23 protein-coding genes are annotated in these 24,176 nt (G+C 72.8%); 14 read left to right on the top strand and 9 right to left on the bottom strand.

What is annotated here, in order from left to right:
- Nucleotides 1-46: 46 nt before the first annotated feature.
- Nucleotides 47-1,285, top strand: a complete 1,239-nt coding sequence (locus EDD54_RS06860) for a hypothetical protein (protein ID WP_208112154.1) — start codon at nt 47-49, stop codon at nt 1,283-1,285.
- A 51-nt stretch (nt 1,286-1,336) separates the two neighbouring features.
- Here the strand turns inward: EDD54_RS06860 and EDD54_RS06855 are convergent, their stop codons facing one another.
- The gene (locus EDD54_RS06855) at nt 1,337-2,938 is read right to left on the bottom strand and encodes a DEAD/DEAH box helicase (RefSeq protein ID WP_126535399.1); all 1,602 of its coding nucleotides are present in this window, start codon (nt 2,936-2,938) and stop codon (nt 1,337-1,339) included.
- A 280-nt stretch (nt 2,939-3,218) separates the two neighbouring features.
- Here EDD54_RS06855 and EDD54_RS06850 point away from each other — a divergent pair, with 280 nt between their 5' ends.
- The 4 genes from EDD54_RS06850 to EDD54_RS06835 all read left to right on the top strand — a co-directional run bounded on the left by EDD54_RS06850 (nt 3,219) and on the right by EDD54_RS06835 (nt 7,060).
- Nucleotides 3,219-3,917, top strand: a complete 699-nt coding sequence (locus EDD54_RS06850; RefSeq protein ID WP_126535400.1) for an alpha/beta fold hydrolase — start codon at nt 3,219-3,221, stop codon at nt 3,915-3,917.
- 112 nt (nt 3,918-4,029) lie between these two features.
- The gene (locus EDD54_RS06845) at nt 4,030-4,503 is read left to right on the top strand and encodes a cupin domain-containing protein (protein ID WP_126541666.1); all 474 of its coding nucleotides are present in this window, start codon (nt 4,030-4,032) and stop codon (nt 4,501-4,503) included.
- 523 nt (nt 4,504-5,026) lie between these two features.
- The gene (gene adh / locus EDD54_RS06840; protein WP_126535401.1) at nt 5,027-6,547 is read left to right on the top strand and encodes an aldehyde dehydrogenase; all 1,521 of its coding nucleotides are present in this window, start codon (nt 5,027-5,029) and stop codon (nt 6,545-6,547) included.
- 150 nt (nt 6,548-6,697) lie between these two features.
- On the top strand, nt 6,698-7,060 hold the full coding sequence (locus EDD54_RS06835) for a DUF779 domain-containing protein (RefSeq protein ID WP_126535402.1): 363 nt from the start codon (nt 6,698-6,700) through the stop codon (nt 7,058-7,060).
- Between the two features lie 86 nt (nt 7,061-7,146).
- Here the strand turns inward: EDD54_RS06835 and EDD54_RS06830 are convergent, their stop codons facing one another.
- Entirely contained in the window at nt 7,147-7,440 is a 294-nt protein-coding gene (locus EDD54_RS06830; RefSeq protein WP_126535403.1) for a hypothetical protein, read from the bottom strand.
- A gap of 242 nt (nt 7,441-7,682) precedes the next feature.
- Nucleotides 7,683-8,018, bottom strand: a complete 336-nt coding sequence (locus tag EDD54_RS06825) for a rhodanese-like domain-containing protein (protein ID WP_126535404.1) — start codon at nt 8,016-8,018, stop codon at nt 7,683-7,685.
- Between the two features lie 201 nt (nt 8,019-8,219).
- Between EDD54_RS06825 and EDD54_RS06820 the strand changes: the two genes are divergently transcribed.
- Genes EDD54_RS06820 through EDD54_RS06810 form a run of 3 tightly spaced genes read left to right on the top strand, consistent with a single transcriptional unit; the run spans nt 8,220 to nt 11,040 of the window.
- Complete coding sequence (locus EDD54_RS06820; RefSeq protein ID WP_245515697.1) at nt 8,220-9,215, top strand: sugar phosphate isomerase/epimerase family protein; 996 nt, start codon at nt 8,220-8,222, stop codon at nt 9,213-9,215.
- A gap of 58 nt (nt 9,216-9,273) precedes the next feature.
- On the top strand, nt 9,274-10,137 hold the full coding sequence (locus tag EDD54_RS06815) for a MurR/RpiR family transcriptional regulator (RefSeq protein ID WP_126535405.1): 864 nt from the start codon (nt 9,274-9,276) through the stop codon (nt 10,135-10,137).
- 9 nt (nt 10,138-10,146) lie between these two features.
- Nucleotides 10,147-11,040, top strand: coding sequence for a PfkB family carbohydrate kinase (locus EDD54_RS06810; protein WP_126535406.1), 894 nt, complete (start codon nt 10,147-10,149; stop codon nt 11,038-11,040).
- 16 nt (nt 11,041-11,056) lie between these two features.
- Here the strand turns inward: EDD54_RS06810 and EDD54_RS06805 are convergent, their stop codons facing one another.
- Nucleotides 11,057-11,758 carry a Crp/Fnr family transcriptional regulator gene (locus EDD54_RS06805; protein ID WP_126535407.1) on the bottom strand — a complete coding sequence of 234 codons (702 nt, stop codon included), beginning with the start codon at nt 11,756-11,758 and terminating at the stop codon, nt 11,057-11,059.
- A 158-nt stretch (nt 11,759-11,916) separates the two neighbouring features.
- On the opposite strand from EDD54_RS06805, the gene EDD54_RS06800 reads away from it, so the two are divergent.
- From EDD54_RS06800 to EDD54_RS06785, 4 genes are all read left to right on the top strand, one after another.
- Nucleotides 11,917-12,336: a metal-sulfur cluster assembly factor gene (locus tag EDD54_RS06800; RefSeq protein ID WP_126535408.1), complete on the top strand. Its 420-nt coding sequence runs from the start codon at nt 11,917-11,919 to the stop codon at nt 12,334-12,336.
- Nucleotides 12,333-13,406: a hypothetical protein gene (locus EDD54_RS06795; protein ID WP_126535409.1), complete on the top strand. Its 1,074-nt coding sequence runs from the start codon at nt 12,333-12,335 to the stop codon at nt 13,404-13,406. The genes EDD54_RS06800 and EDD54_RS06795 overlap by 4 nt, the downstream gene beginning before the upstream one ends.
- Nucleotides 13,403-14,827, top strand: a complete 1,425-nt coding sequence (ccoG, locus tag EDD54_RS06790; protein ID WP_126535410.1) for a cytochrome c oxidase accessory protein CcoG — start codon at nt 13,403-13,405, stop codon at nt 14,825-14,827. Before EDD54_RS06795 ends, ccoG begins: the two co-directional genes overlap by 4 nt.
- Nucleotides 14,828-15,145: 318 nt before the next feature.
- Nucleotides 15,146-16,312, top strand: coding sequence for an NnrS family protein (locus EDD54_RS06785; protein ID WP_126535411.1), 1,167 nt, complete (start codon nt 15,146-15,148; stop codon nt 16,310-16,312).
- A 186-nt stretch (nt 16,313-16,498) separates the two neighbouring features.
- Here EDD54_RS06785 and EDD54_RS06780 read toward each other — a convergent pair whose 3' ends face one another.
- The 5 genes from EDD54_RS06780 to EDD54_RS06760 form a co-directional block, all read right to left on the bottom strand.
- The gene (locus EDD54_RS06780) at nt 16,499-16,960 is read right to left on the bottom strand and encodes a group III truncated hemoglobin (RefSeq protein ID WP_126535412.1); all 462 of its coding nucleotides are present in this window, start codon (nt 16,958-16,960) and stop codon (nt 16,499-16,501) included.
- A complete protein-coding gene (locus EDD54_RS06775) occupies nt 16,957-17,217 on the bottom strand; it encodes a DUF1858 domain-containing protein (RefSeq protein ID WP_126535413.1) in 261 nt (86 codons plus the stop codon). Before EDD54_RS06775 ends, EDD54_RS06780 begins: the two co-directional genes overlap by 4 nt.
- An 82-nt stretch (nt 17,218-17,299) precedes the next feature.
- Nucleotides 17,300-17,737 carry a YqaA family protein gene (locus tag EDD54_RS06770; RefSeq protein ID WP_126535414.1) on the bottom strand — a complete coding sequence of 146 codons (438 nt, stop codon included), beginning with the start codon at nt 17,735-17,737 and terminating at the stop codon, nt 17,300-17,302.
- Nucleotides 17,734-18,525 carry a sterol desaturase family protein gene (locus EDD54_RS06765; protein ID WP_126535415.1) on the bottom strand — a complete coding sequence of 264 codons (792 nt, stop codon included), beginning with the start codon at nt 18,523-18,525 and terminating at the stop codon, nt 17,734-17,736. Before EDD54_RS06765 ends, EDD54_RS06770 begins: the two co-directional genes overlap by 4 nt.
- A gap of 105 nt (nt 18,526-18,630) precedes the next feature.
- Entirely contained in the window at nt 18,631-19,236 is a 606-nt protein-coding gene (locus tag EDD54_RS06760; RefSeq protein ID WP_126535416.1) for an LOG family protein, read from the bottom strand.
- Between the two features lie 406 nt (nt 19,237-19,642).
- On the opposite strand from EDD54_RS06760, the gene EDD54_RS22885 reads away from it, so the two are divergent.
- A complete protein-coding gene (locus tag EDD54_RS22885; protein WP_166653435.1) occupies nt 19,643-21,580 on the top strand; it encodes a LysM peptidoglycan-binding domain-containing protein in 1,938 nt (645 codons plus the stop codon).
- 649 nt (nt 21,581-22,229) lie between these two features.
- Nucleotides 22,230-24,146, top strand: a complete 1,917-nt coding sequence (locus EDD54_RS06745; protein ID WP_126535417.1) for an ABCB family ABC transporter ATP-binding protein/permease — start codon at nt 22,230-22,232, stop codon at nt 24,144-24,146.
- The last annotated feature ends 30 nt before the right edge of the window (nt 24,147-24,176 follow it).

Raw genomic sequence — 24,176 nt, 5'->3', positions numbered from 1 at the left:
CGCCGTTCCGCGGCGGTCCTCGATTGCCGTCAGGGGGGGAACTCCATTGCGCTTCGGTCGAACGATCTCGACGCTTCTGGCCGCCTTGCTGCTCGCCACCGCGACCGCCGGCGCCGCCGTGCCGGACAAGCCCGTCGTCCTCACCGGTGCGATGGGCGGCGACATGGAACTGATCCGCTACGGCGACGGCTTCTTCGGGGTGTGGCGTTCCGACACGCCCACGGGTCACGCGACGCTGCAGGGGCGCCGCTTCTCGCGCACCGGGCGGCCGATCGGGGCGGCCTTCGCCATCGAGCCGCGCCGCCAGTCGCAGCACGACCTCGGCGGCGTCGTGCTGGTGCCGGTGTCGGCCACCGACGTGGCGGTGTTCTGGCACGGCATGGGGCGCTTCTTCACCGTCTCGCTCAACGCCGCGATCGTGCGGCCGTCGACGGCGACCGTCCTGCGCACCACCGACCTCGTGCCGGTCGACGACCGCCACCTCGCCGCCACCAAGGGCGCGGACGGCACGATCTCGGTGGCCTACACCGACGTCGAGGCGGTGCCGTTGCCGGCGCGCGAGATCATCCGGGTCATCCGTCTGAAGGCCGACCTCACCGTGCTGCCCGGCAGCGCCGGTCTGAACGGCGCCGCGGGCGAACAGCAGGACGGTTTCGTCAACACCGACTTCGCGCTGATCGACCGCCAGGGCGGCACGCTCGGTCTGCACCTGCGCCGGCGCGGGACCTATCCTGTGGCGCTGATGGCCCATCGCCTCGGGGCGGGCGGCAAGCCGGTGGGCGCACCGATCAAGATCAACACGACGACCATGGCCAACGTGGCGAGCTTCTACTACACGCCGTTCGAGGCGAGCATGGCGCGGCTCGCGGACGGGCGCATCGTCGTGACCTGGCCGAGCCTCGAGCGGACCACCACGTCGTCCTTCGACCGCTGGGAGATCCGCGCGCGCATCCTGTCGGCGACCGGCATCCCGGCGGGGCCCGACTTCCTGGTCAACACGGTGCGGGCGGGAATGCAGATCGCGCCGGAGGTGCAGCCGCTCGCGAGCGGCGGCTTCGTGATCGCCTGGGTCTCGAAGGGCACGGGCGGCGCGGTCGCCTACCAGCATCGCGGCTTCGACCGCAAGGGCAAGCCGCTCTACGCGCCGCGTACGTCCCGCAGCGGGATGTCGCCGTCGTTGCTCGACACCATGAACACGGTGCGACTGAAGGACGGATCGCTCGCGATCGTCCACAACGTCCTCGGCGCCGGCACGGCCTACGGCATCGCGAACGTCTCGCGCTGACGGCGCGTCGGCCGGAGCCCGTCCCCGGAGGGGAGGGGCTCCGGAGCGGCGTCAGGACGCCTGCTTGACGGTGCGGACCGGGCGCAGCAGGAAGGCCGGGACGTGGTCGCCGAGGCCGACGACGGCGGGGCCGTCGTCGTGGTCGCGGTGGTGACGGCCGCGCTCGGGGCGCGGGCCACGTTCGTCGCGACGATCGTCGCGGCGCGGGGCGCGCGGCTCCTCCTGGCGGATCGGGGCGACGTCGTCGCCGGCGCGCACGGGGCGGGACTCCGCCGCGGCACGCGGGGCGCGGGGCTCGGCCGGGGCGCGGGGCGGCCGGGCCTCCTCGGCGCCGCGGGGCGCGCGGGCCTCGTCGGCGGAACGGGCCGGACGCTCGCCGGCGGCGCGACGCGGCCGGCGCTCGCCGTCCTCGCCGCGCGGTTCGGAACGGGACTCGCCGCGGCCGCGGGCGCGCGAGCCGCCGCGCTCGCGGTCCTCGCCGGTCTTGCCGCGGGCGCGGCGCTTGCGGGCGCCCTCGGGATCGAAGGTGACCTCGTCGCCGAGCCACTCCAGATCCTCGCCGATCAGCTTCTCGATGGCGCCGAGGAACTTGCCGTCGTCGGGCGTCACGATGGTGATCGCGGTGCCGGTGCGGCCGGCACGACCGGTGCGGCCGATGCGGTGGACGTAGTCCTCGGCGTGGATCGGCACGTCGAAGTTGAAGACGTGGCTGACCTCGGGGATGTCGAGGCCGCGGGCGGCAACGTCGCTGGCGACCAGCAGCGTCAGCGTGCCCTTGCGGAAGGCGGCCAGCGTCGCCATGCGGGCGGACTGGTCCATGTCGCCGTGCAGGGCGCCGACGTTGAAGCCGTGGCGCTCCAGGCTGCGGTAGACGATGGCGACGTCGCGCTTGCGGTTGCAGAACACGATCGCGTTCTTGAGGTCCTCGGCGTCGCGGATCAGGCCGCGCAGCACGTCGCGCTTCTCGTGGGCCTCGACGCCGGCGGTGGCGAGGCGCTGCGCCACCGTCTTGGCGGTGGTCGCCGGCTTGGCGACCTCGATCTTGACCGGGTCGGTCAGGAAGCTGTCGGTGATGCGCTGGATCTCCGGCGGCATGGTCGCGGAGAAGAACAGCGTCTGGTGCTTCTTGGTGATCAGCTTGCAGATGCGCTCGATGTCCGGGATGAAGCCCATGTCGAGCATGCGGTCGGCCTCGTCGATGACGAGGATCTCGACGCCGTTCAGCAGCAGCTTGCCGCGCTCGAAGTGGTCGAGCAGGCGGCCGGGCGTGGCGATCAGCACGTCGACGCCGCGGTCGAGCTTGCGGTCCTGGTCGTCGAAGGAGACGCCGCCGATCAGCAGCGCGACCGTGAGCTTCTGGTTGATGCCGTACTTGTTGAAGTTCTCCTCGACCTGCGCGGCGAGTTCGCGCGTCGGCTCGAGGATCAGCGTGCGCGGCATCCGCGCCCGGGCGCGGCCCTTCTCGAGCAGCGTCATCATCGGCAGGACGAAGCCCGCCGTCTTGCCGGTGCCGGTCTGGGCGATGCCGATGATGTCGCGGCCGGTGAGCGCGTGCGGGATCGCCTGCTCCTGGATCGGAGTCGGCTGCGTGTAGCCTGCCGCCTCGACGGCCGCCAACACCTTGTCGCTCAGGCCGAGTTCGGAAAATTGCATGTCGTCGGAACGTTCTGAAGGTTGGGACGGCGCGTTGTGGAAAGCGGTCGTCCTGAGGGCCGGAGCGTGATGGTCACGGGCCGGGAAAGACGCGCCCGAACATAGGCGGAACTTCAGTGCTGTCAACCTTTTCCGGCCGAAAACCGCCAAAAAGACGCGGGCCTGTGGCGCCGGCGCAAGGCGGGTGCCGACGGGGCGGTTCGATCGCCGCCCCGCCCGTGGTAATCCGGGCCGGGCCCGCCGCCGCGCGCGCCGACCCGGCCGAACAGAAGGAACCGCCATGACCCTGCCGATCGTCCTCGTGCCCGGGCTCAATTGCACCGCGACGCTGTTCGCCGACCAGATCGAGGCGCTGTCGACCGAGCGCGGCGTCATGGTCGCCTGCCACGGCCGCCAGGACCGGGTCGCCGACGTCGCGGCCGCCGTGCTCGCCGACGCGCCGGAGCGCTTCGTGCTCGGCGGCCTGTCGATGGGCGGCTACGTCGCCTTCGAGATCCTGCGGCAGGCCCCCGAGCGCGTCGCCGGGCTGATCCTGATGGACACCACCGCCCGGCCCGACGCGCCCGACGCCGTCGAGCGGCGCGAGCGCCAGATCGCGCTCGCCGAGGGTGGCCGCTTCGCCGACATCCCGACGATGCAGATCCCGTTGCTGGTCGCCGAGGGCGCCGTCGAACGGCTCGGCCCGGTGGTGCGGGCGATGGCCGAGGCGACCGGACCGGAGGCCTTCGTGCGCCAGCAGCGCGCCATCCTGTCCCGTCCGGACTCGCGGCCCGACCTCGCGGCGATCGCGGTGCCGACCCTGGTGGTCGTCGGCGACCGCGACCGGATCACGCCGCCCGAGCACGCCGAGGAGATCGCCGACGCGATCGGCGCTTCCCGCCTCGCCGTGATGCCGGTCTGCGGCCACCTCGCCACCCTCGAGCGGCCGGAGGCGGTGACCCACGCCATCCGCGGCTTCCTCGCCGACGCCGGGCTCTGAGGCCGTTCGTTAAAATGCGACGGACCGGGGCAACCGGCCGTCGAGGGTCGGCTGCTATCGTCTCCCGACGGATGGAACATACGGGGGAGGACGACCGGTGCAGCTGAAGATGATGCTCGCGAGCACCCTGAGCTTCATGGCCGCCGCGGTGCCGCCGCGGCTGCCGCGGCAGGCGCTGGTGGTCTCGGGTCTCGACGAGGTGGTGCTCGACGACGCGCCGATCGAGCCGTCGTGGATCGTCTCGGGCGATCCACGGGCGCGCTCCGGCCTGCACTCGGCCGCCAACGACCAGTCGGCCTCGACCCACGTCTGGGAATGCACCGCCGGCACCTTCCGCTGGCACTTCGGCTGGGAGGAGACCGTGCTGATCCTGTCGGGTTCGGTGACGGTGACCGCCGAGGACGGCACGGTCAGGACGCTGCGCGCCGGCGACATAGGCTATTTCGCCGGCGGCACCTGGGCGACCTGGGCGATCGACGATCACGTCCGCAAGCTCGCCTTCTGCCGGCGCACCATGCCGCTGCCGCTCGCCTTTGCGCTGCGCATGAAGAGCGCGATGCGCGAGATGCTCTCTCCCGCCGCCTGATCGCGGCACGATTCCGACGCCCTTCGCGGCGCGTCGCTCCGAAAAGGGGCGGCGCGCCGTTTCGATTCCGGCCGCACCGGACCGTCCCCTACGTGGAAACACGCGCTGCGTAATTCCCGATTGGGAATTACAATTGACAACCATCCGCGGCCGGAGCCTCCTACTTTCGTACGGAGGCGGCGGAAAACGGCGGGTCGTGCCGTCCTTCTTTGGTGCAAACCGTACTTTCGGTCGGTTGCGTTATTCATCGACGGGTATAGCGTCCGGGGCAGGAGACGAGGACGTCGGGAGGACGACGGATCGAGACGTGGACCGGCCGGAGGGTCGGTCGCCGGCGCGGGTTCCACAGGGAACCGCGGGCGTTTTCGCTCGTGCCGGGCACGGCGGGATCCATCCTGCACCGAACAGCGGATCCATCGAAGGACAGCGGCCGCCGGGTCGGCCGGAACCATCCACCGTCGCGGGACGGTGGAAACGCCGTCGGCTGCCCGGAGGGCCGGCGGGAGGCGCAGGGAGGAAGACGATGTTCCATCAGGAGATCGAGAAGCTGAAGGGCCGCGTGCTCTGGCAGTCGCGCTACGACAACTTCATCGGCGGCAAGTGGGTCGCGCCGGTCAACGGCGAGTACTTCGCCAACATCAGCCCGGTCACCGGCAAGATCGTCTGCGAGATCGCCCGCAGCCAGGCCCACGACATCGAGCTGGCGCTCGACGCCGCCCACGCCGCCAAGGACAAGTGGGGCGCGTCCTCGCCGGCCTTCCGCGCCAACGTGCTCAACAAGATCGCCGACCGCATGGAGGCGAACCTCGACGTGCTCGCCCTCGTCGAGACCATCGACAACGGCAAGCCGATCCGCGAGACCACCCACGCCGACCTGCCGCTGGCGATCGACCACTTCCGCTACTTCGCCGGCTGCATCCGCGCCCAGGAAGGCTCGATCGGCGAGATCGACCACGACACCATCGCCTATCACTTCCACGAGCCGCTCGGCGTCGTCGGCCAGATCATCCCGTGGAACTTCCCGCTGCTGATGGCGGTGTGGAAGCTCGCCCCGGCGCTCGCCGCCGGCAACTGCGTCGTCCTGAAGCCGGCCGAGCAGACCCCGCTGTCGATCATGGTCCTGGTCGACCTGATCAAGGACATCCTGCCGGAGGGCGTGCTCAACGTCGTCAACGGCTTCGGCATCGAGGCCGGCAAGCCGCTCGCCCAGAACAAGCGCATCGCCAAGATCGCCTTCACCGGTGAGACGACCACCGGCCGCCTCATCATGCAGTACGCCTCCGAGAACATCATCCCGGTGACGCTGGAGCTCGGCGGCAAGTCGCCGAACATCTTCTTCGCCGACGTGATGGCCGAGGACGACGACTTCCTCGACAAGGCGCTCGAGGGCTTCACCATGTTCGCCCTGAACCAGGGTGAGGTCTGCACCTGCCCGAGCCGGGCGCTGGTGCAGAAGTCGGTCTACGACCGCTTCATGGAGAAGGCGCTGAAGCGCGTCGAGGCGATCAAGCAGGGCCATCCCTTCGACCCGACCACGATGATCGGCGCCCAGGCCTCGAACGACCAGCTCGAGAAGATCCTGTCCTACATCGACATCGGCCGGAAGGAAGGCGCCAAGGTGCTGGCCGGCGGCGGCCGGGCCCATCTCGGCGGCGAGCTCGAGGAGGGCTTCTACGTCCAGCCGACCGTCCTCGAGGGCCACAACCGCATGCGCGTGTTCCAGGAGGAGATCTTCGGGCCGGTGGTGTCCGTCACCACCTTCGACACCCCCGAGGAGGCGCTGGAGATCGCCAACGACACGCTCTACGGCCTCGGCGCCGGCGTGTGGACGCGCAACATCAACCACGCCTACCGCTTCGGCCGTGCCATCCAGGCGGGCCGCGTCTGGACCAACTGCTACCACGCCTACCCGGCCCACGCGGCCTTCGGCGGCTACAAGCAGTCGGGCATCGGCCGCGAGACCCACAAGATGATGCTCGACCACTACCAGCAGACCAAGAACATGCTGGTGAGCTACTCCACCAAGGCGCTCGGCTTCTTCTGATCCGGGAAAGCCCCGCGCGGCCCCTTGCCGGGCGCCGCGCGGGACCGGCCCGGGACGAACTCCCGCGCTCCGGCACCGACTCCCGCCGGGGCCTGCCCCCGGGCGCCGCCGCGCCCGGGGGATCTTCGTTTCCAGGAGGAGGGCAAACCGATGGTCGAACGCGTGACGGCGACGGAGGCGGCGCTCGCCCTGATCGACAAGCTGAGGCGGCGGGTGGGGCCGCTGATGTTCCACCAGTCCGGCGGCTGCTGCGACGGCTCGGCGCCGATGTGCTACCAGGCCGGCGAGTTCCGCACCGGCGCGAGCGACGTCCGCCTCGGCGCGATCGGCGGCTGCGACTTCTTCATGAGCGCGTCGCAGTTCGAATACTGGCGCCACACCCAGCTGATCATCGACGTCGTGCCGGGCCGCGGCTCGGGCTTCTCGCTCGAGGCCCCCGAGGGCGTCCGCTTCCTCACCCGCAGCCGGGTGTTCACCGACGACGAGGTGGCGGCACTGGATCCGGTGGGGTGAGCGGCACGCCTCGTCGCGGCCGTCAGGGACCGGCATCTTGCCGATCCCGCAAAGTCCCCACGGCACGCGACGTTACGGGTGAAACCTCACAGCCCCTTGCGCGGCTTCACGGCGGCGGCCGCGGCGCGGCGCCGGCGGCGCTTATCGCCGTCGAACAGGTCGCCGGCGGTCAGCACGATCAGGCCGAGGATGCCACAGGCGGTCATGGTCAGCGCGTAGACGATCACGAACGGGTAGCCGAAGGTCCACGTCATCACCACGAAGGTGACGGCAAAGTTGAAGACGAACCAGTATTTGGCGTCGTCACGGCCGTGGACGGCGTCCCTTGCGAGCCAGCCGATCACGGGAACCTTGAAGAAGACGTTGGCGAGCGCGGTCATGGACGTATCCCGGATCGATGCGGTGGTCGCAATGCGGTGGCCGGAGTCGGCCACGGTCGCGCCACGGTACCTGGTTTTCCCCGACGGCAGAACCGCGTAGGCGGCGACACGCCGTCGCTGGGAAGGGGGCGTTCCCGCGTCTCTCCCGGACCGGACGCCGGCGGAAGATCGGCGTCCGGTCCGGGACCCGCGACGGCGTCGCCCATGGGGGCGGCGACGGCGCCGCAGGGAGGGGAAGCCGTTCAGGTTCGGGTCGGCAGACCCGCGGTCTTCCAGGCGGACAGGCCGCCGGCCATCACCCGGTCGAACGGGAAGCCCATCCAGCGGCACAGCGCCACTGCGCGCGCCGAACGGCCGCCGGCGAGGCAGTAGAACACCACCGGGCGGTCGACCGGCAGCGAGCCCGCGCTCTCCGCCAGCCCGGACAGCGGCGCATGGATGGCGCCGGCGATGCGCTCGGCCGTCCATTCCGCCGCCTCGCGCACGTCGACCAGGGCGATCCGCCCGACACCGGCGAGGACGTGGACCTCGTCGGCGGAGAGGGCGACGAGGTCGCTCGGCGGCACGAAGTGGAACATCTCGGGCTCCGTAGTTATTTTCGTACATCCTAATATTCTGACAGCGACCCGCTCGCAACGTGTTTTTACGGAGCCGCAATCATCCGACCAGCCGCCGCCACGACGCGGGCGACCGCACCGATTCGAGCTTCATGAAATTCACGACTTGATCCACGTGCCGTGAAGTTCTAGTTTCCACACGACCTCGGAGGACCGATCGTGATCCCAGACTGCAAGCGGCGCTACGCCACGCGGCTCAACTCCTTCGCGAGCGGCGCCCACCTGCACTGGCCCGGCCAGGGCGGCCGGCCGAGCACGCTGCAGATGGCGGCGCGGGCGGCGACGGTGCCGGGCCTGACCCACCTCGACCTCAATTTCCCCGATCAGGCGACGCCCGAGACGGTGCGCGAGGTCGCGGCGGCGATCGGCGACCTCGGCCTCGCCGTCAACGGCCTCGCCATGCGCTACTACGGCAACCCCGCCTTCAAGCTCGGCGCCTTCACCAATCCGGATCCGGCGGTGCGGCGCGAGGCGATCGACCTGACGCGACGCGGCATCGACGCGGCGCGGGCGATCGGCTGCGACCTGATGACGGTCTGGCTCGGCCAGGACGGCTGGGACTACGCCTTCCAGGCGGATTACGGCCGGCTGTGGGACCTCGAGCTCGAGGGCATCCGCGCCGTCGCCGAACACGATCCGGCCTGCAAGGTCTCGATCGAGTACAAGCCGAACGAGCCGCGCTCCTTCAGCGTGCTGCCGGACTGCGCGACGACGCTGCTGGCGATCCGCGAGGTCGGCGCGGCCAACCTCGGCGTCACCCTCGACCTCGCCCACGTGCTCTACGCCGACGAGCAGCCGGCCTTCGTCGCCATGCTCGCCGCCCGCCACGCCCGCATCCTCGGCGTCCACCTCAACGACGGCTACGGCAAGCGCGACGACGGCCTGATGGTCGCGAGCGTCCATCCGCAGCAGACGCTCGAGCTGCTGATGCGGATCCGGCGCGACGGCTACGACGGCGTGATCTACTTCGACACCTTCCCCGACTTCACGGGGATGGATCCGGTCTGTGAATGCGCGGTCAACATCGCCACCGTCGACCGGCTACTGGCGATCGCCGACGACCTCGACGACGACAGCGCCCTCGCCGACGCGCTCGCCCGCCAGGACGCGGTGGCGGGGCAGGGCGCGGTGTCGGCGGCGCTCTACGGCCGGCGCTGACGGCGCCGGTCCGCGTCGCCATCATGGGCGAGGGCAGGGCCGCGAATCGGGGGCGGAGATGACGGTGGACGCCAGGGACCCGCGCGCGGTCGGGCCGCGGATCAGGATGATCCTGCCGACGCTGACGCCGCTCGAGGCGCGCGTCGCCCGCATGCTGCTCGACTGGAAGACCCTCGACGACCGCACCACGCTGAAGGAGGTCGCCGCGCGGGCCGGCGTGTCGGACCCGATGGTGGTCAAGATCTGCAAGAAGCTCGGCTTCGAGGGCTTCCGGGACCTGCGCGTCGCGCTCGTCGAGTACAACGGCCTGCCGACGAGCGACCTCACGGCCGAGGTCTCGCGCGACGACAGCCCCGCCGCCATCGTCGAGAAGGTGTTCCGCACCGCGATCCGGGCGCTCGAGGAGACGCTGGCTATCCTCGACCGCGACGCCTTCGTGCGCGCGGTCGACCTGTTGCACCGCGCCCGGATCCGCGACTTCTACGGCGTCGGCGGCTCGGCCCAGATCGCCCGCGACGTCGCCCACAAGTTCCTGCGCATCGGCATCCGCGCCAACGTCCACGACGACGCCCACATGATGCTGATGTCGGCCTCGCTGCTCGGACCGGACGACGTCGTCGTCGCCTTCTCGCACTCGGGCCGCTCGACCACGGTGCTCGACGCCGTCCAGGCGGCGCGCCGGCGCGGGGCGCGGGTGATCGCCGTCACCAACTACCCGAACTCGCCGCTGGTCGACCTCGCCGACGCCGTGCTGCTCTCCACCGCCCTCGGCTCGCCGCTGACGGGGGAGAACGCGGCGGCGCGGATCGCCCAGCTCAACATCCTCGACGCGGTGTTCGTGGCGCTGGCGCAGCGCGACTACGACACCGCCGAACGGAACCTCGCCGAGACCATGTCGTCGGTCAGGGACAAGCGCCGCTGAGGGAGCGTCATGCCGGGCAAGGTCGTCGTCGTCGGGAGCCTGCACTACGACATCATGGTCGCCGCGCCGGACCGGCCGCGCCGCGGCGAGACGGTGATCGGCGAGGCGTGGTGGCCGAAGTGCGGCGGCAAGGGCGGCAACCAGGCCGTCGAGGCCGTGCTCGCCGGGGCGGACGTCGCCATGGTCGGCGCCGTCGGCGACGACGCCTTCGGCGCCGTGCTGCGCGGCAACCTCGCGGCCGCCGGCGTCGACGTCGCCGCGGTCGCGGTCGTGCCCGGCGCCGGCTCGGGGATCAGCGTGGCGATCCAGGACGCCGGCGGCGACTACGGCGCCGTGGTCGTCTCCGGCGTCAACCGCTCGATCGCGCTCCCCGATGCCGCCGTCGCGAGCTGGCGCCCCGGCGACGTCCTCGTCCTGCAGAACGAGGTGCCGGCGGCCGTGAACCGCGCCGCCGCGGCAGCGGCCGCCGCGCGCGGGCTCGTGGTGGTCTGGAACGCCGCACCTGCGCTGGCGCCGGACCCGGAACTGCTCGGCCACGTCGGCGTCGTCGTGGTCAACGCGGTCGAGGCGGAGATGCTCGGCGGCGGCGCCGTCGAGGACCTCGCCGCGGCGCTCGCCGCCGCCGGGCGGCTCGCGGGCGGACGGATCGCCGTCGTCACGGCCGGCGGCGCCGGCGTCGCCGTGGCCGGACCCGGCGTTGCCGAGACGATCGCCGCCGCGGCGGTCACAGTCCGCTCCACCCACGGCGCCGGCGACTGTTTCGTCGGCGTCCTCGCCGCCCGCCTCGCCGCCGGCGACGACATCGCCACCGCCGTCCGCGCCGGCAACGCCGCCGCCGGGCGTCTGGTCGCCCTGACCGAGGCCGAGCGCGCGGCGCGGATCGGCGCGCGGGAACGAGGATAGGGCGGCCGCGCCCCGCTCACTCCGGTCGTTCGGCCAGCACCTGCAGCCGGTGGGCGTCGGTGACGATCACCTTCTTGCGCGCGCTCGACACCAGCCCCTTGCCCTCCCAGGCCGTCATCACCCGGCTGACCGTGTGCAGGGTCGTGCCGGTCATCTCGGCGATGTCCTGGCGGGTGACGGGGAAGTCGATCAGGATGCCTTCCTCGGTCTTCCTGCCGGCCTGCCGGACGAGGCGCAGCAGCGCGTGGGCGATGCGGCGTTCGACCTCCTCGGTGGAGAGTTCGCGGATCCGGGTGTGGGCGTCCTGGAGGCGCTGGCCGACGGTCTGCAGCGCGTTCATCGCCAGCACGGGGCTGCGCGCGATGAAGGGCTCCCACTGGCTCGACGGCCACGCGAGCGCGAGGCTCTCCACCACCGCGGTGGCGGTGGCCGGATAGTCCGGCCGGCGCATGGCGCGGGCGATGCCGAAGATGTCGCCCGGGCCGACGTGGCGGACCACCACCTGCTGGCCGTCCGGGGTCGTCTGCACCACCTTCAGGCGGCCGTGCAGCAGGGCGAAGAACTCGGTCGCGGTCACGCCCTGCTCGAAGGCGGTGGCGCCCTCGGGCAGTTGGCGCACCGACGCCGTCGCCAGCACGGCGTCGAGGTCGTCCTCGGTCATCTGCTGGAAGATGGCGAGACCGCGGATCAGGGACTTGTCCAGCTTGCGGGGTGACATCGGCGCTCCTCGATATGCCGGGATCATACCGCGTTCGCCGCGCCCGGCCCACCGCCCGCGCGCGGCTTTCCCGAACTACTCGCCCGAGGTTGTTCCCCGACAAAGAACGCCGGCGCCCGGCCGCCCTAAGGTCCTCCGCACGACCGGAGACCCGAGCCATGTCCGCGACCCAGCCCTTCGCCCCCACTGCCGCCGCTTGGCGGCACACCGCCGTCACCGCCGCCGTCGAGGCCGACGTGCTCGCCGCCCTCCGCGAGGTCGACGACCCGGAACTCGGCGTCGACGTCGTCGCCCTCGGCCTCGTCCGCGCGATCGACATCGACGGCGACCGCGTCGCGGTGGTGCTGGCGATGACGACGCCGACCTGTCCGCTCGCCGGTCTGATCGCCGAGACCGCGGCGGTCGCGGTCGGCAGGCGGCTCGGGCCGGGCTTCGCGGTGCGCGTCACCGTCGACCGCTCGGTGCGCTGGAGCCCCGACGACGCCGAACCCGAGGTGCGCGCCCGCTTCGCCCGCCGGCCGTCGCGCCTCCTCGGCGCGCTCCGGCACGGCCTCGACCGGCTGACGGGGCGGTCATGACCGCCGCCGTCCGGATCGCCCTCGCGCTCGCCGCCGCCGCGGCGCTCGCCGCCGGTCTCGCCGGCGGCCTCGCCCGCCTCGGCCTCTCGCCCGCGCCGATGTCGGCGGTCGAGCAGCACGGCGCGCTGATGGTCGGCGGCTTCTTCGGCGTCCTGATCGCGCTCGAACGCGCCGTCGCAGCCGGTTCCGCCGCGGCCCTTGCGGTGCCCGCGCTCGGCGCCGCCGGCAGCGCCGCGCTGCTCCTCGGCGAAGCGGAGGCCGGCGCGGTCCTGCTGTTCGCCGCCGGGCTCGGCCTCCTCGCGCTCACCCTCGCCGCCGCGCGCCGCCGTCCGGAGACCTTCACCGCGGTGATGAGCCTCGGCGCGGCGCTGTGGCCGTTCGGCACCTGGCGCTGGCTCGCCGGCGCGCCGGTGGCCGAGGTCTCGCACGTCTGGCTGGCGTTCCTGGTCGTCACCGTCGCGGCCGAGCGGATCGAACTGTCGCGCCTCGCCCGGCCGGGTCCGCTCGCGATCGCCGCGCTCTGGACGATCCTCGCCGCCCTCGTCGGCGCGCTCGTCCTCGGCCAGCCGTTCACCGGCACGACGCTGCACGCCGGCGCGCTCGCCGCCCTGGCGCTGTGGCTCGCCGCCACCGACGTCGCCCGCTCGACGATCCGCGGCCGCGGCTTTCCGCGCTTCTCGGCCGCCTGCCTGTTCGCCGGCTACGGCTGGCTCCTCGTCGCCGCCGCGGTGCTCGCGGCACTGCCGCCGGCGCTCGAGCCCGCCGGCCGCGACGCCGCCGTCCACGCGATCGGCCTCGGCTTCGTGCTGTCGATGGTGTTCGCCCACGCCCCGATCGTGCTGCCGGCCGTGACCGGCGCGCCGGTGCGCTACGCCGCGCCGCTCTGGATCCCCGCCGCGCTGCTCCAGGTCGCCGTCGCCGCCCGTGTCGGCGGTGCCGTCGCCGATCTGCCGGACCTCGTCGCGGCCGGCGCCGTCTCCGCGCTCGCCGCCCTCGCGCTCTACGCCATCCTCGTCGCCGGCACCGCGCTGGTCCGGCCCGCGCCCCGTTCCGGAGGAGCCCGCCCGTGACCTACCACGATCCCCGCCTCGCCCGCCTCGGCGGCGCCGAGACCCGCGTCGTGCCGCAATCGGTCTCCGGCCGGTTCCGGCGCCTGAAGTGGGCGATCCTCGCGCTCGCCCTCGCCGTGACCTACGGCCTGCCGATGATCCGCTGGGACCGCGGCCCCGGCCGGCCCGGCCAGGCGATCCTGTTCGACCTCGAGGGCGCGCGCGTCCACCTGTTCGCGCTCGAGATCCGGCCGCAGGAGTTCTACTACCTCACCGGCGCCCTGGTGCTGGCGACGCTGGTGCTGATCCTGACCAACGCCCTCGCCGGGCGGGTCTGGTGCGGCTTCTTCTGCCCGCAGACGATCTGGACCGACCTGTTCCTCTTGGTCGAGCGCCGGATCGAGGGCGACCGCCGCGAGCGCCTGCGCAAGCTCGACGCCCCGCTCACCGTGCGCCGAGTCGGCGAGATCGTCCTGAAGCACGCGATCTGGCTCGTCGTCGCCGCGCTCACCGGCGGCGCCGGCATCCTCTATTTCTCCGACGCCCCGACCCTGGTGGTCGACCTCGTCCGCGGCACCGCCTCGCCGGTCGCCTACGGCGTACTGCTGTCGCTGACGGCCACGACCTACGGCCTCGCCGGCTTCGCCCGCGAGAAGATGTGCACCTTCATGTGCCCGTGGCCGCGGCTGCAGGGCGCGATCTGGGACGCCGAGGCACTGACGGTCAACTACCGCGACCACCGCGGCGAGCCCAGGATGTCGGTCAAGAAGGCGGCCGCCGCCCGCGCCGCCGACCGGCCCGCCGGCGACTGCGTCGACTGCAACGCCTGCGTCGCCGTCTGCCCGATGGGCATCGACATCCGCCTCGGCCCGAGCATCGCCTGCATCAACTGCGGCCTGTGCGTCGACGCCTGCGACGGCACCATGGGCAAGCTCGGCCGCGAGCGCGGCCTGATCGACTTCGAGACCTGGACCAACGTCGAGCGCGGCCGCCGCGGCGAGGCCCGCCGTCCGGCCCGCGTCGTCCGGCCGAAGACGGTCGCGCTCACCCTCGCCATCCTGGCATTGACCGGCGGCATGGTGGCCGCGCTGACGACCCGCGCCGAGCTGACCCTCGCGGTGATGCACGACCGCGACCCGGTCGCGGTGGCGCTCTCCGACGGCCGGATCCGCAACGGCTTCGAGCTCCGGATCGCCAACGCCACCGGTGCGCCGACGACGGTGGAGATCGCGGTCGCCGGCGCCGCTGCCGCCACCATCGCCCCGGCCGCCGATCCGCGCGCGGAGGCGCCGAGCCTCTCCGTCCGCCTCGGCGTCGACGAGACCCGGCGCCTGCGCGTCGGCGTGTTCGGCCGCCGCGACCTCGCCGGCGAACTCCACTTCACGGTCACTACGGTGGACGGCGCGCATGCCGCGGCGGTCGATCGCTTCGCGCTGCCCTGACCGATCCGCCGGGAAGTTTGCGCCGGCACAACGTCGGCACCGGCGCTCCGGCCTATCCAGGGACCACGGCGGCGACGAGCCGTCCCGCCGAAACCAGGGAATTTCTCGCCGGATCCGATCCGCCGCCCGGGCCATACCCCGTCGCGACCCACCGGGCGGCACCCTCCGATCCCCCCTCGGGGCTTCGGTCCGACGAGAAATCCGGCGCCTCTCGTGCGCCGGACCGCCGGCGGCGCATCGCCCCCACATCACATGGTGCGCCGCCGGCACCCTCGCGCCCGTTCGCCACCTTCCGCGCCATCACCGGGACCGACGACCATGGCAACGCCCCATCTCCTCACCGGCGGCTTCCGCCCTTTCTTCCTGCTCGGCGCTCTGGCGATGGCCGCGTCGGTGCTGATCTGGCTGCCGGTGTTCACCGGCGCCCTCGCGCTGCCCACCGCCTTCGCCCCGCGCGACTGGCACGTCCACACCATGCTGTTCGGCGGGGTAATGGCGATCGTCGCCGGCTTCGCGCTCACGGCCGTCGCCAACTGGACCGGCCGCGCGCCGATCGCCGGCGGCGAGCTCGCCGCGCTGGTCGGGCTCTGGATCGCCGGCCGGGTCGCGGTCTCGACCTCCGCCGCGATCGGGCCGACCGCGGCGCTGATCGCCGACCTCCTGTTCCCCGTCGCGCTCGCCGCCGTGTTCGCCCGCGAGATCGTCGCGGCCGGCAACCGGCGCAACCTGCGCGTCGTCGCGGTGGTGGCCGCGCTCGCCGCCGCCGACTTCGCCTTCCACGTCGAGGCCGCCGCCACCGGCACCGCGGACTTCGCCCTGCGCGGAGCGATCGCGCTGGTGCTGGTGCTGATCCTCCTGATCGGCGGCCGCATCGTGCCGGCCTTCACCCGCAATTGGCTCGCCGGCCGCGGCGAGGACAGGCTGCCCGCCGCCTTCGATCGGATCGACGCCGCGTCGATGGCCGCCGCCGTCCTCGGCCTTGTCGCCTGGACGCTCCTGCCCGAGGCCGCCGTCACCGCCGCGGCGCTCGCGATTGCCGGGGTGCTCGCCGCCGTCCGGCTCGCGCGCTGGCGCGGCCTCGCCACCCGGTCCGAGCCGCTGCTGTTCGTCCTCCACGTCGCCTTCGCCGCGATCCCGCTCGGCTTCCTCGCCGTCGCCGCCTCGATCCTCGTCCCGGCGGTGGTCGACCCGGTCGCGGCCGTGCACGTCTGGACCGTCGGCGCGGTCGGCGCGATGACGCTGGCGGTGATGACGCGGGCGAGCCGCGGCCATTCCGGCCGACCGCTCGCCGCCGGCCGGCTCGAGATCGCGGTGTTCGCCCTCGACCTGGTCGGCACCGCCGCCCGCGTCGCCGCGCCCTACGCCGGCGGCCTCGTCGTCCACGCCCTCGACTGCGCGGCCCTCGCCTGGGCCGCCGCCTATCTCGTCTTCGCAGTCGGTTACCTCCGGATGCTCGCCTTCCGCCCGAACATGAGCCGGCCCTGAAGGCGAGTCCGCAAGGTTCCGATCCCTGGTCGGAGCTTTCGCGCGCGAGAAGCGCCCGACCGGGCGCCGGCCGAAAGGCCGCAGCCTCGCAAGGTTCCGACGAGTCGGGACCTTGCGAAGCAGGAATGGGGACGCGAACGCCCCGGTGCGGGCCGGGGCGTTCGTCGGGGGTGGAAGCGAGCGTCGTCAGCGGGCCTGGAGGAAGGCCACCCTTGTCGAATCCTCGCCGCGGTGGAACGCGATGCCGAGGCGGAAGGAGTGGGCGATGCGCTCGGCGAGCATGGTGAAGTGCGCCGCGGCGGCGGGCTCCAGCACGTCCTCGGCGGTGCGCCGGAACAGGGCGAGCCAATGGGCGAAATGCGCCTCGCCGATGCCGGGGAGGGCGAGATGAGCCGGCAGCGGCCGGCCGGCGTAGCGGTCGGTGCGCAGCACCGCGCCGGACCAGAAGTCGACCATGGTGGCGAGTTGGACCGGCCAGCGCTCGTCCGGGATCGCGGCGTCGAACACCGGGCCGAGCAGGGCGTCGGCGCGGATGCGGTCGTAGAATGCGTGCACCAGGGCGCGGATGTCGTCCTCGGAGAGGCCGGCGGGCGGCCGCGGGAAGCCGGGGCCGCCGGCAGCGCGCACGCGGAGGTCGTCGTCGCTCATCGTCCGCCCGTCTCCTCGTCCTCGCCGACGCCCGCGGCCGCGCGCTTGACCGGGCAGGCGATCGCGGCGTTGACCTCGCAGAGGAATTCCTCGAGCGGCACGCCGTGTTCCCGGCAGGCCTCGCCGACGTCGTGGAGCGCCACCACCGGGCAGCCGACGCACATCATCCTGCGGCGCAGGAACAACGGGATCGTCACCTTGTGGGTGGTCATGAGGTCGTCGAGGATGGTTTCGGCTGTGATCGGCATCGTGGACATGATCGGCGCTTTCCGGGCTCCTCGACGCAGACTAGCCCTCCCGCGTCGCCCGCTCTTTGCTCTGCCGCAAGCTCGCCGCCTGTCACCCCGTCACCGCCGCGGTGCCGCCGGCGAGGACGACATAGCGCGCCACCTTGCCGAGCGCCACCAGCGGCAGGAACACCCGGAACGGTTCGCCGAGCGCGCCGGCCGCCACCGTCAACGGATCGCCGACCACCGGCAGCCAGGAGAACGGCAGGCTCCAGCGGCCCCAACGGCGGTACCAGCCCTCGGCGCGGGCGAGCGCGGCGGGGCCGACCGGGAACCAGCGCCGGTCGCGCCCGTGCCGGGCGAAGCGGCCGAGCAGGTAGTTGACGCAGGCGCCGAGCACGTTGCCGGCGCTCGCCACCGTCACCAGCAGCCAGGGCGCGGTGTCGCCCTCGGCGAGGAGCGCCACCAGTACCGCCTCCGACTGCGCCGGCAGGATCGTCGCGGCGAGGAGGGCGGCGGCGAACAGGCCGGAGAGGTCGAGCCAGTTCAAGCCGCGCCGCCGCGCCGGAACGGCATCGCAAGCAGACCGGCGAGCCCGAGCCGGGCCGGGTCGCGCTCGCCGGGCAGGCCGAGCACGAGGCCGTCCCAGCCGGCCCGCGGCGCCGCGCGATAGGTCCGGAACAGCCGGTCCCAGACCGAGAGGAAGAATCCGAAGTTGGAATGGGTCTCGGCCGGCACCACCGAATGGTGGATCCGGTGCATGTCGGGCGTGCAGAACAGCCGGCGCAGCAGCCGATCGGCCCGCTCGGGCAGGCGGAGGTTGCCGTGGGTGTAGACCGCCGAGGCGTTCAGCACCGCCTCGAAGGCCACCACCGCCCACGGATCGGCGCCGAGGGCGGCGACCACCGCGGCCTTCCAGGCCAGCGACAGCCCGATCTCGAGCGGGTGGAAGCGCACGCCGGTGGTGAGGTCGACGTCGAGGTCGGCGTGGTGCACCGCGTGGATCCGCCACAGCGCCGGCACGGCGTGGCTCGCCACGTGCTGGAGATAGACCGCGAGGTCGAGCGCCACGAAGGCGATCGCGATCTCGGCGAAGGCCGGGAGGTCGACGAGGTTGAACAGGCCGAAGCCGTGGTCGCGGGCGTAGAGTGCCGTCGCGAAGGCCGCGGCGCCGACGGTGAGGCGCTGCAGGCCGACGTCGAGGGCGAGGATGCCGAGGTTGACGGCCCAGCGCTCGCGCCGCGTCCGCGTCGGCAGCTGGCGCGGCGAGCGCCACTCGGCGAGCGCCACGGCGGCGAAGATCGCCACGAAGATCCCGAGCCTCAGCGCCGCTTCCATGCCTCGTCCCCACCCCCGCGGCGATCCGGCCGCGGCACGGGAGCATATCGGTCCGCGGCGGCGCGCCCGCAATCCCCCGGGCGCGGGTGGCCTGGATCCGCGGCCTCAGAGCCGCTCGATCGCCCGGCGGTCGCCGTCGAGGGCGGCGTCCGGCACGTCCGCGGCGGCGGCGAGCACCGTCGGCACGATGTCCTCGGGGCGGGCGGCGACGCGGAAGGTGACCTCGTAGCCGGGGCGGATGAAGGATTCGGCGCCCATGTGGGCGATCAGGTCCATCAGCGGCGTCCAGAAGCCTTCGACGTCGGCGAGCACGATCGGCTTGCGGTGGCGGCCGAGCTGGGCCCAGGTCATCTGTTCGACGACCTCCTCCAGCGTGCCGATGCCGCCGGGCAGCGCCACGAAGGCGTCGGCGCGCTCGAACATCATCTGCTTGCGCGTGTGCATGTCCGGCACGATGTGGAAGTCGTCGACGCCGTCGAGCATGATCTCGCGGCGCAGCAGGAACTCCGGGATGATGCCGGTGACGGCGCCGCCGGCGGCGAGCACGGCGCGGGCGGTCGTGCCCATCAGCCCGATCGAGCCGCCGCCGTAGATCAGGCGGATGCCGTTCTCGGCCATCGCGGTGCCGAGGATCTCCGCGGCGCGGCGGTAGGAGGGGACGCGGCCGTCGGAGGAGCCGCAGAAGACGCAGATGCTGGAGATGCTTGCCATGCCCCGAGGTGTCGCATTGGCCTTCGCACCGCGTCAAGACCGCCGCGGCGCGGCGAAGCTGCGTCTTCGCTGCATCACCGCGGCGGTTTCGGCGTCGCGGAACCGTCACGGAGGGGGCGCGGAAACACCACGGTATTGCCGCAAAATCGGCAAGCGTATAAAGCCGTTGAGAGGGGCGCCGCGAGGGCGCCGGTCGTGGCGTGCGGTCGTCGGCCGGTCCGCCTGCGGCAAGGTGGACCGGTGCGCCGAAAGCGGCGTCGGGCAACGGTCGCGATCGATCCGACTTCCTGCATCCCGACGGGCCGGGCCACCCGTCGGACGGCGCGGTTCCGGCGCGTCCCGAGGGACGCGCGGACCGCCGCGGGGCGGCGGATCGTGGTGAGTGCACGGGGGCGTGGGGCAGGTCATGACGAAGCACATCGGGAACGCGCTCGCGGCGGCCGTGGCCGTGGTCATCGCGGTCCTCGTCGCCCTGTTCGGCGGTTTCCTGGACGGCGTCCTGCGCCAGATCGGCGTCGAGATCGCCGGCCATCCCGCGCCGCTGCCCGAAGGCGCGAGCACGGTCGTCGCCGTTGCGCCGCCGGTGGAGACCAAGCCCTCGTCGAAGCTCGCCGAATCGGCGGCGGCCGCGGCCCGTGTCGTCCCGATCTTCGACCTCGTCCGCGTCGAGCCCTCGGGCGACGCCGTGATCGCGGGGCAGGGCGCCCCGAAGGCCCGCGTCGAGATCCTGTCCGGCGGCGTCGCCGTCGCATCCGGCGCCGTCAACGACACCGGCGAGTGGGCGATCGTACTCGCCGACCCGCTGAAGCCGGGCGCCCACGACCTCTCGGTCCGCGTCACCGGCCCGGACGGCAAGCCCGTTACCTCCGAACAGTCGGTCGCCGTCAGCGTGCCCGAGGGCGGCAAGGGCGAGGTGCTGGTGGTGCTGAACCAGCCCGGCTCGCCGTCCACCGTGCTGCAGATCCCGGGCGAGGACGAGACCCGCAAGACCCTCGACGCCGCCGGCGTCGCCGTGCCCGGCGGCTCGGTCGCCTCGGCCGAGGGCGAGGCCCCGGCCGAGAAGCCGGCCGACGCCGCGCCGGCCGCGGGCGGCTCCACCGCCGTCGTCGCCAGCGCCGAGCCGGCGCCGGCACCCGCCGAGGGCGGTTCGACCGAGGTCGTCGCCGGCACCGCCGGCGCCGGCGTCTCCACCACCGTCACCGCCGAGGCGCCGGCCGGCGGCTCGGTCGCCGAGGGCGGCCTGACGACCGCGCCGTCCGCCGAGCCCGCCCCGGCCCCCGCGCCGACCCCGTCCGCCGGGCAAGCCGTCTCGTCCGCTCCGGGTTCCACCGCCGAGGGCACGATCACCCCGGCCGCGGACGCGCCCGCACCGGCGGTTTCGGATCCGACCCCCGCGACGCCGACCGCCACGGCCGGTCAGGGTGCCGCACCCGCCTCCGATTCGGCCGGCCAGGGCGCCACGACCGCGCCGGCCATCCCCGCCGCGCCGGCCGAGCCCGCGCAGACCCCGTCCGCGCAGCCCGCCGCGCCGACGCCGTCCGCCGAGCCGGCCGCTCCGACGCCGTCCGCCGAGGCGCCCGCCGTCCCGGCTCAGGCCGAGCCCGCCACGCCGTCCGCTCCCGCTCCGGCCGCCACGCCCGCTCCGGCCGCCGCCCCCGCCGAGCAGCCGGCGCCCGCGCCCGCGGCCGTCGCCGCGCCGGTCCGCATCGACGCCGTCGAGGTCGAGGACGGCCGGCGCCTGTTCGCCGCCGGTTCGGCCGAGCCGGGCGCGACGCTGCGCGTCTACGTCGACGACGCGCTCGTGGCGGACACGAAGGCGATGCCGACGGGCCGCTGGCTGCTCGAGGCGACCCGTCCGCTCGAGGCCGGCCGCCACGTCGCCCGCGTCGACCACCTCGGCGCCGACGGCAAGGTCGCGAGCCGTGCCGAGGTGCCGTTCGAACTCGCCGCCGAGGCGCCCGCCGACGCCGGCACCGCCAGCGGCACCGGCACGGGCCAAGTTGCCGCCGGCTCCGGCACCACGGTGGTCGCGCCGGAGAGCGGACCGCAGTCGCTGATCATCCGTCGCGGCGACAATCTCTGGACCATCGCGCGCCGGCTCTACGGCCGCGGCGTGCGCTACTCGACGATCTATCAGGCCAACACCGACCAGATCCGCGACCCGGACCTGATCTACCCCGGCCAGATCTTCGTCATCCCGCAGGGCGACACCAACTGGACCCCCGCGCTCCCCGGCGCCGCCCCCGAACCGCCGCCCGCGGCGCCGGTGGCTCCCACGACCGCTCCGGACGGGGCGACGGCTCCGGCGGCCACGTCTGTCACTCCGGCGGCTCCGGCTAACTGAGGACGGGGGAAGCGGCACGCGCGCGTTTCCGTCTGCACCAACGGTGCAGACGGCACTCTTAGCCTCCACCGCGTCCTTCATCCTTCCCTTCAGGGCGTTCGGCTTCGCCTCACCCCCTCGGGGGAAGGATGAATTGCCCAGCCGGTTGCACGCGCATTTCCGACATTTCCCCCATTTTCCGGCCGCGCCGACGTTGCCCGTCGCGTGAACCGCCTCCACCGCGTTGTTCATCCTTCCCCTCAGGGGAAGGTGGTCCGTAGGACCGGAAGGGGTCGGGGTTCCGTGGGGTCTTCGGCGGACGTCGCGGGCGGAACGGCCGGCTCCGCCGTCCGTCGCGACCCCTTCCGCCTCGCTCCGCTCGGCACCTTCCCCTCAGGGGAAGGATGAAGCGCATGTCTCGCCGGGCTCGTCCGTTCGACCGCACTGCGCCACCCACCGCTCGCACGGGTCCACTCACCGCCCGCGTCGTGCGGTCCCGCATTCCGGCGGGCAATGCCCACCCGCGCCCCGATCCCCTCTCACGCGAAGTTGCGGCATTCGGACGGTGTCGTTGCCTGCGAAGTAGGCTATATGCGCCGGGTCCGGCCGTCGGTGGCGGCCGGAGGTTTCGGCCGTCGGCCGGGGCCGATGCCACGGCTGCGGACATCCCATGAAGAAACCCGACACGCGCGCCAACGGCCGGACCGTGAGCGCGGACGATTCGACGCTCGGCAAGACGATCGCCAACCTCTGGCCCTATCTGTGGCCGTCCGAGCGGCCCGACCTCAAGATGCGCGTCGCGCTCGCGGTCGCGGCCCTGGTGGTCGCCAAGGTGGCGACGGTGCTGGTGCCCTATCTCTACGGCTGGGCCACCGACGCGCTGGCGCCCGAGGCGCCGTCCGACCGCGCCGTGCTGATGATGTCGATGCCGGTGTTCCTGGTCGTCGCCTACGGCGTCGGGCGCATTCTCCTCAACGCCTTCAACCAGCTGCGCGACGCCCTGTTCGCCGAGGTCGGCCAGTATGCCGTCCGCACGCTCGCCTTCCGCACCTTCACGCACCTGCACGCGCTGTCGCTGCGCTTCCACCTGCAGCGGCGCACCGGCGGGCTGTCGCGGGTGATCGAGCGCGGCGTCAAGGGCATCGACGCCATCGTCCGCTTCACCATCCTCAATGCGGCGCCGACCCTGCTCGAGTTCGCGCTGTCGGCGGCGGTGATCGGCTTCCAGTTCGGCTGGCCCTATCTGGTGGTGATCGGTCTCACCGTCTGGCTCTACGTCTGGTTCTCGGTGAAGTACTCCGACATGCGGATCGACATCCGCCGCCGCATGAACGAGAGCGACACCGACGCCAACACCAAGGCGATCGACAGCCTGCTCAACTTCGAGACGGTCAAGTATTTCGGCAACGAGGCGATGGAGGCCAAGCGCTTCGACGCCTCGATGGCGCGCTACGAGAAGGCCGCCGTCGAGACCTGGACCTCGCTCGCCTGGCTCAACATGGGCCAGACCCTGATCTTCACCGTCGGCATGTCCGCCTGCATGGTGATGTCGGCGCGCGAGGTGATGGCCGGCACCCAGACCGTCGGCGACTTCGTGCTGATCAACGCGCTCCTGATGCAGCTCGCGATTCCGCTCAACTTCATCGGCTTCATCTACCGCGAGATCCGCCAGGGCCTCGCCGACATCGAGCAGATGTTCGACCTGCTCGACCAGCCGGCCGAGATCGTCGACGCCCCGAACGCGGTGCCGCTGAAGGTCATCGGCGGCGCGGTGCGCTTCGAGGACGTGGTGTTCTCCTACGATCCGGACCGCCGGATCCTCTCCGGCATCAGCTTCGAGGTGCCGGCCGGGCGCACGGTGGCGATCGTCGGCCCGTCCGGCGCCGGCAAGTCGACGCTGTCGCGGCTGCTGTTCCGCTTCTACGACGTCACCTCCGGCCGCATCACCATCGACGGCCAGGACGTGCGCGACGTCACCCAGGAGAGCCTGCGCGCGGCGATCGGCATGGTGCCGCAGGACACCGTGCTCTTCAACGACAGCATCCTCTACAACATCCGCTACGGTCGGCCCTCCGCCAGCGACGACGAGGTCCGCGAGGCGGCCCGGCAGGCCCGGATCGGCCATTTCGTCGAGAGCCTGCCGCAGGGCTACGCCAGCCAGGTCGGCGAGCGCGGCCTCAAGCTCTCCGGCGGCGAGAAGCAGCGCGTCGCCATCGCGCGCACCATCCTGAAGGCGCCGCCGATCCTGATCCTCGACGAGGCGACCTCGGCGCTCGACACCAACACCGAGCGCGAGATCCAGGCCGAACTCGATCGGGTCGCCGAGGGCCGCACCACGCTGGTGATCGCGCACCGGCTCTCCACCGTGGTCGGCGCCGACGAGATCATCGTGCTGGAGAAGGGCCGGATCGCCGAGCGCGGCACCCATGCGGCGCTGATCGCCGCCGGCGGCCTCTACGCCACCATGTGGGACCGCCAGCGCGCCGCCGCCGACGCCGAGGAGCAGCTGAAGCGGGCGATCGCCGAGGACGACCTCGGCGTCGTCACGCGTGGGCCGCGGGCCGGGGAGCCGATCCCGGCGAAGTGACGGCGGGCCCGGTGCGGGCTCGCCGCGGTC

The sequence above is a fragment of the Oharaeibacter diazotrophicus genome (genome assembly GCF_004362745.1).
Taxonomy (GTDB): Bacteria; Pseudomonadota; Alphaproteobacteria; order Rhizobiales; family Pleomorphomonadaceae; genus Oharaeibacter; species Oharaeibacter diazotrophicus.
The sequence above is the reverse complement of the archived record's forward strand: the minus strand, read 5'-3'. Positions and strand labels throughout refer to the sequence as shown.

Bases quoted from the DNA above. Each gene is read 5' to 3' on its own strand.
- EDD54_RS06785 (WP_126535411.1), top strand. From the start codon at position 15,146: ATGGCAACGCCCCATCTCCTCACCGGCGGCTTCCGCCCTTTCTTCCTG.
- EDD54_RS06850 (WP_126535400.1), top strand. From the start codon at position 3,219: ATGACCCTGCCGATCGTCCTCGTGCCCGGGCTCAATTGCACCGCGACG.
- EDD54_RS06835 (WP_126535402.1), top strand. From the start codon at position 6,698: ATGGTCGAACGCGTGACGGCGACGGAGGCGGCGCTCGCCCTGATCGAC.
- EDD54_RS06810 (WP_126535406.1), top strand. From the start codon at position 10,147: ATGCCGGGCAAGGTCGTCGTCGTCGGGAGCCTGCACTACGACATCATG.
- adh (WP_126535401.1), top strand. From the start codon at position 5,027: ATGTTCCATCAGGAGATCGAGAAGCTGAAGGGCCGCGTGCTCTGGCAG.
- EDD54_RS06775 (WP_126535413.1), bottom strand. From the start codon at position 17,217: ATGTCCACGATGCCGATCACAGCCGAAACCATCCTCGACGACCTCATG.
- EDD54_RS06795 (WP_126535409.1), top strand. From the start codon at position 12,333: ATGACCGCCGCCGTCCGGATCGCCCTCGCGCTCGCCGCCGCCGCGGCG.
- EDD54_RS22885 (WP_166653435.1), top strand. From the start codon at position 19,643: ATGACGAAGCACATCGGGAACGCGCTCGCGGCGGCCGTGGCCGTGGTC.
- EDD54_RS06760 (WP_126535416.1), bottom strand. From the start codon at position 19,236: ATGGCAAGCATCTCCAGCATCTGCGTCTTCTGCGGCTCCTCCGACGGC.
- EDD54_RS06815 (WP_126535405.1), top strand. From the start codon at position 9,274: ATGACGGTGGACGCCAGGGACCCGCGCGCGGTCGGGCCGCGGATCAGG.
- EDD54_RS06830 (WP_126535403.1), bottom strand. From the start codon at position 7,440: ATGACCGCGCTCGCCAACGTCTTCTTCAAGGTTCCCGTGATCGGCTGG.
- EDD54_RS06855 (WP_126535399.1), bottom strand. From the start codon at position 2,938: ATGCAATTTTCCGAACTCGGCCTGAGCGACAAGGTGTTGGCGGCCGTC.
- EDD54_RS06825 (WP_126535404.1), bottom strand. From the start codon at position 8,018: ATGTTCCACTTCGTGCCGCCGAGCGACCTCGTCGCCCTCTCCGCCGAC.
- EDD54_RS06845 (WP_126541666.1), top strand. From the start codon at position 4,030: ATGCTCGCGAGCACCCTGAGCTTCATGGCCGCCGCGGTGCCGCCGCGG.
- EDD54_RS06780 (WP_126535412.1), bottom strand. From the start codon at position 16,960: ATGAGCGACGACGACCTCCGCGTGCGCGCTGCCGGCGGCCCCGGCTTC.
- EDD54_RS06800 (WP_126535408.1), top strand. From the start codon at position 11,917: ATGTCCGCGACCCAGCCCTTCGCCCCCACTGCCGCCGCTTGGCGGCAC.
- EDD54_RS06765 (WP_126535415.1), bottom strand. From the start codon at position 18,525: ATGGAAGCGGCGCTGAGGCTCGGGATCTTCGTGGCGATCTTCGCCGCC.
- EDD54_RS06805 (WP_126535407.1), bottom strand. From the start codon at position 11,758: ATGTCACCCCGCAAGCTGGACAAGTCCCTGATCCGCGGTCTCGCCATC.
- EDD54_RS06745 (WP_126535417.1), top strand. From the start codon at position 22,230: ATGAAGAAACCCGACACGCGCGCCAACGGCCGGACCGTGAGCGCGGAC.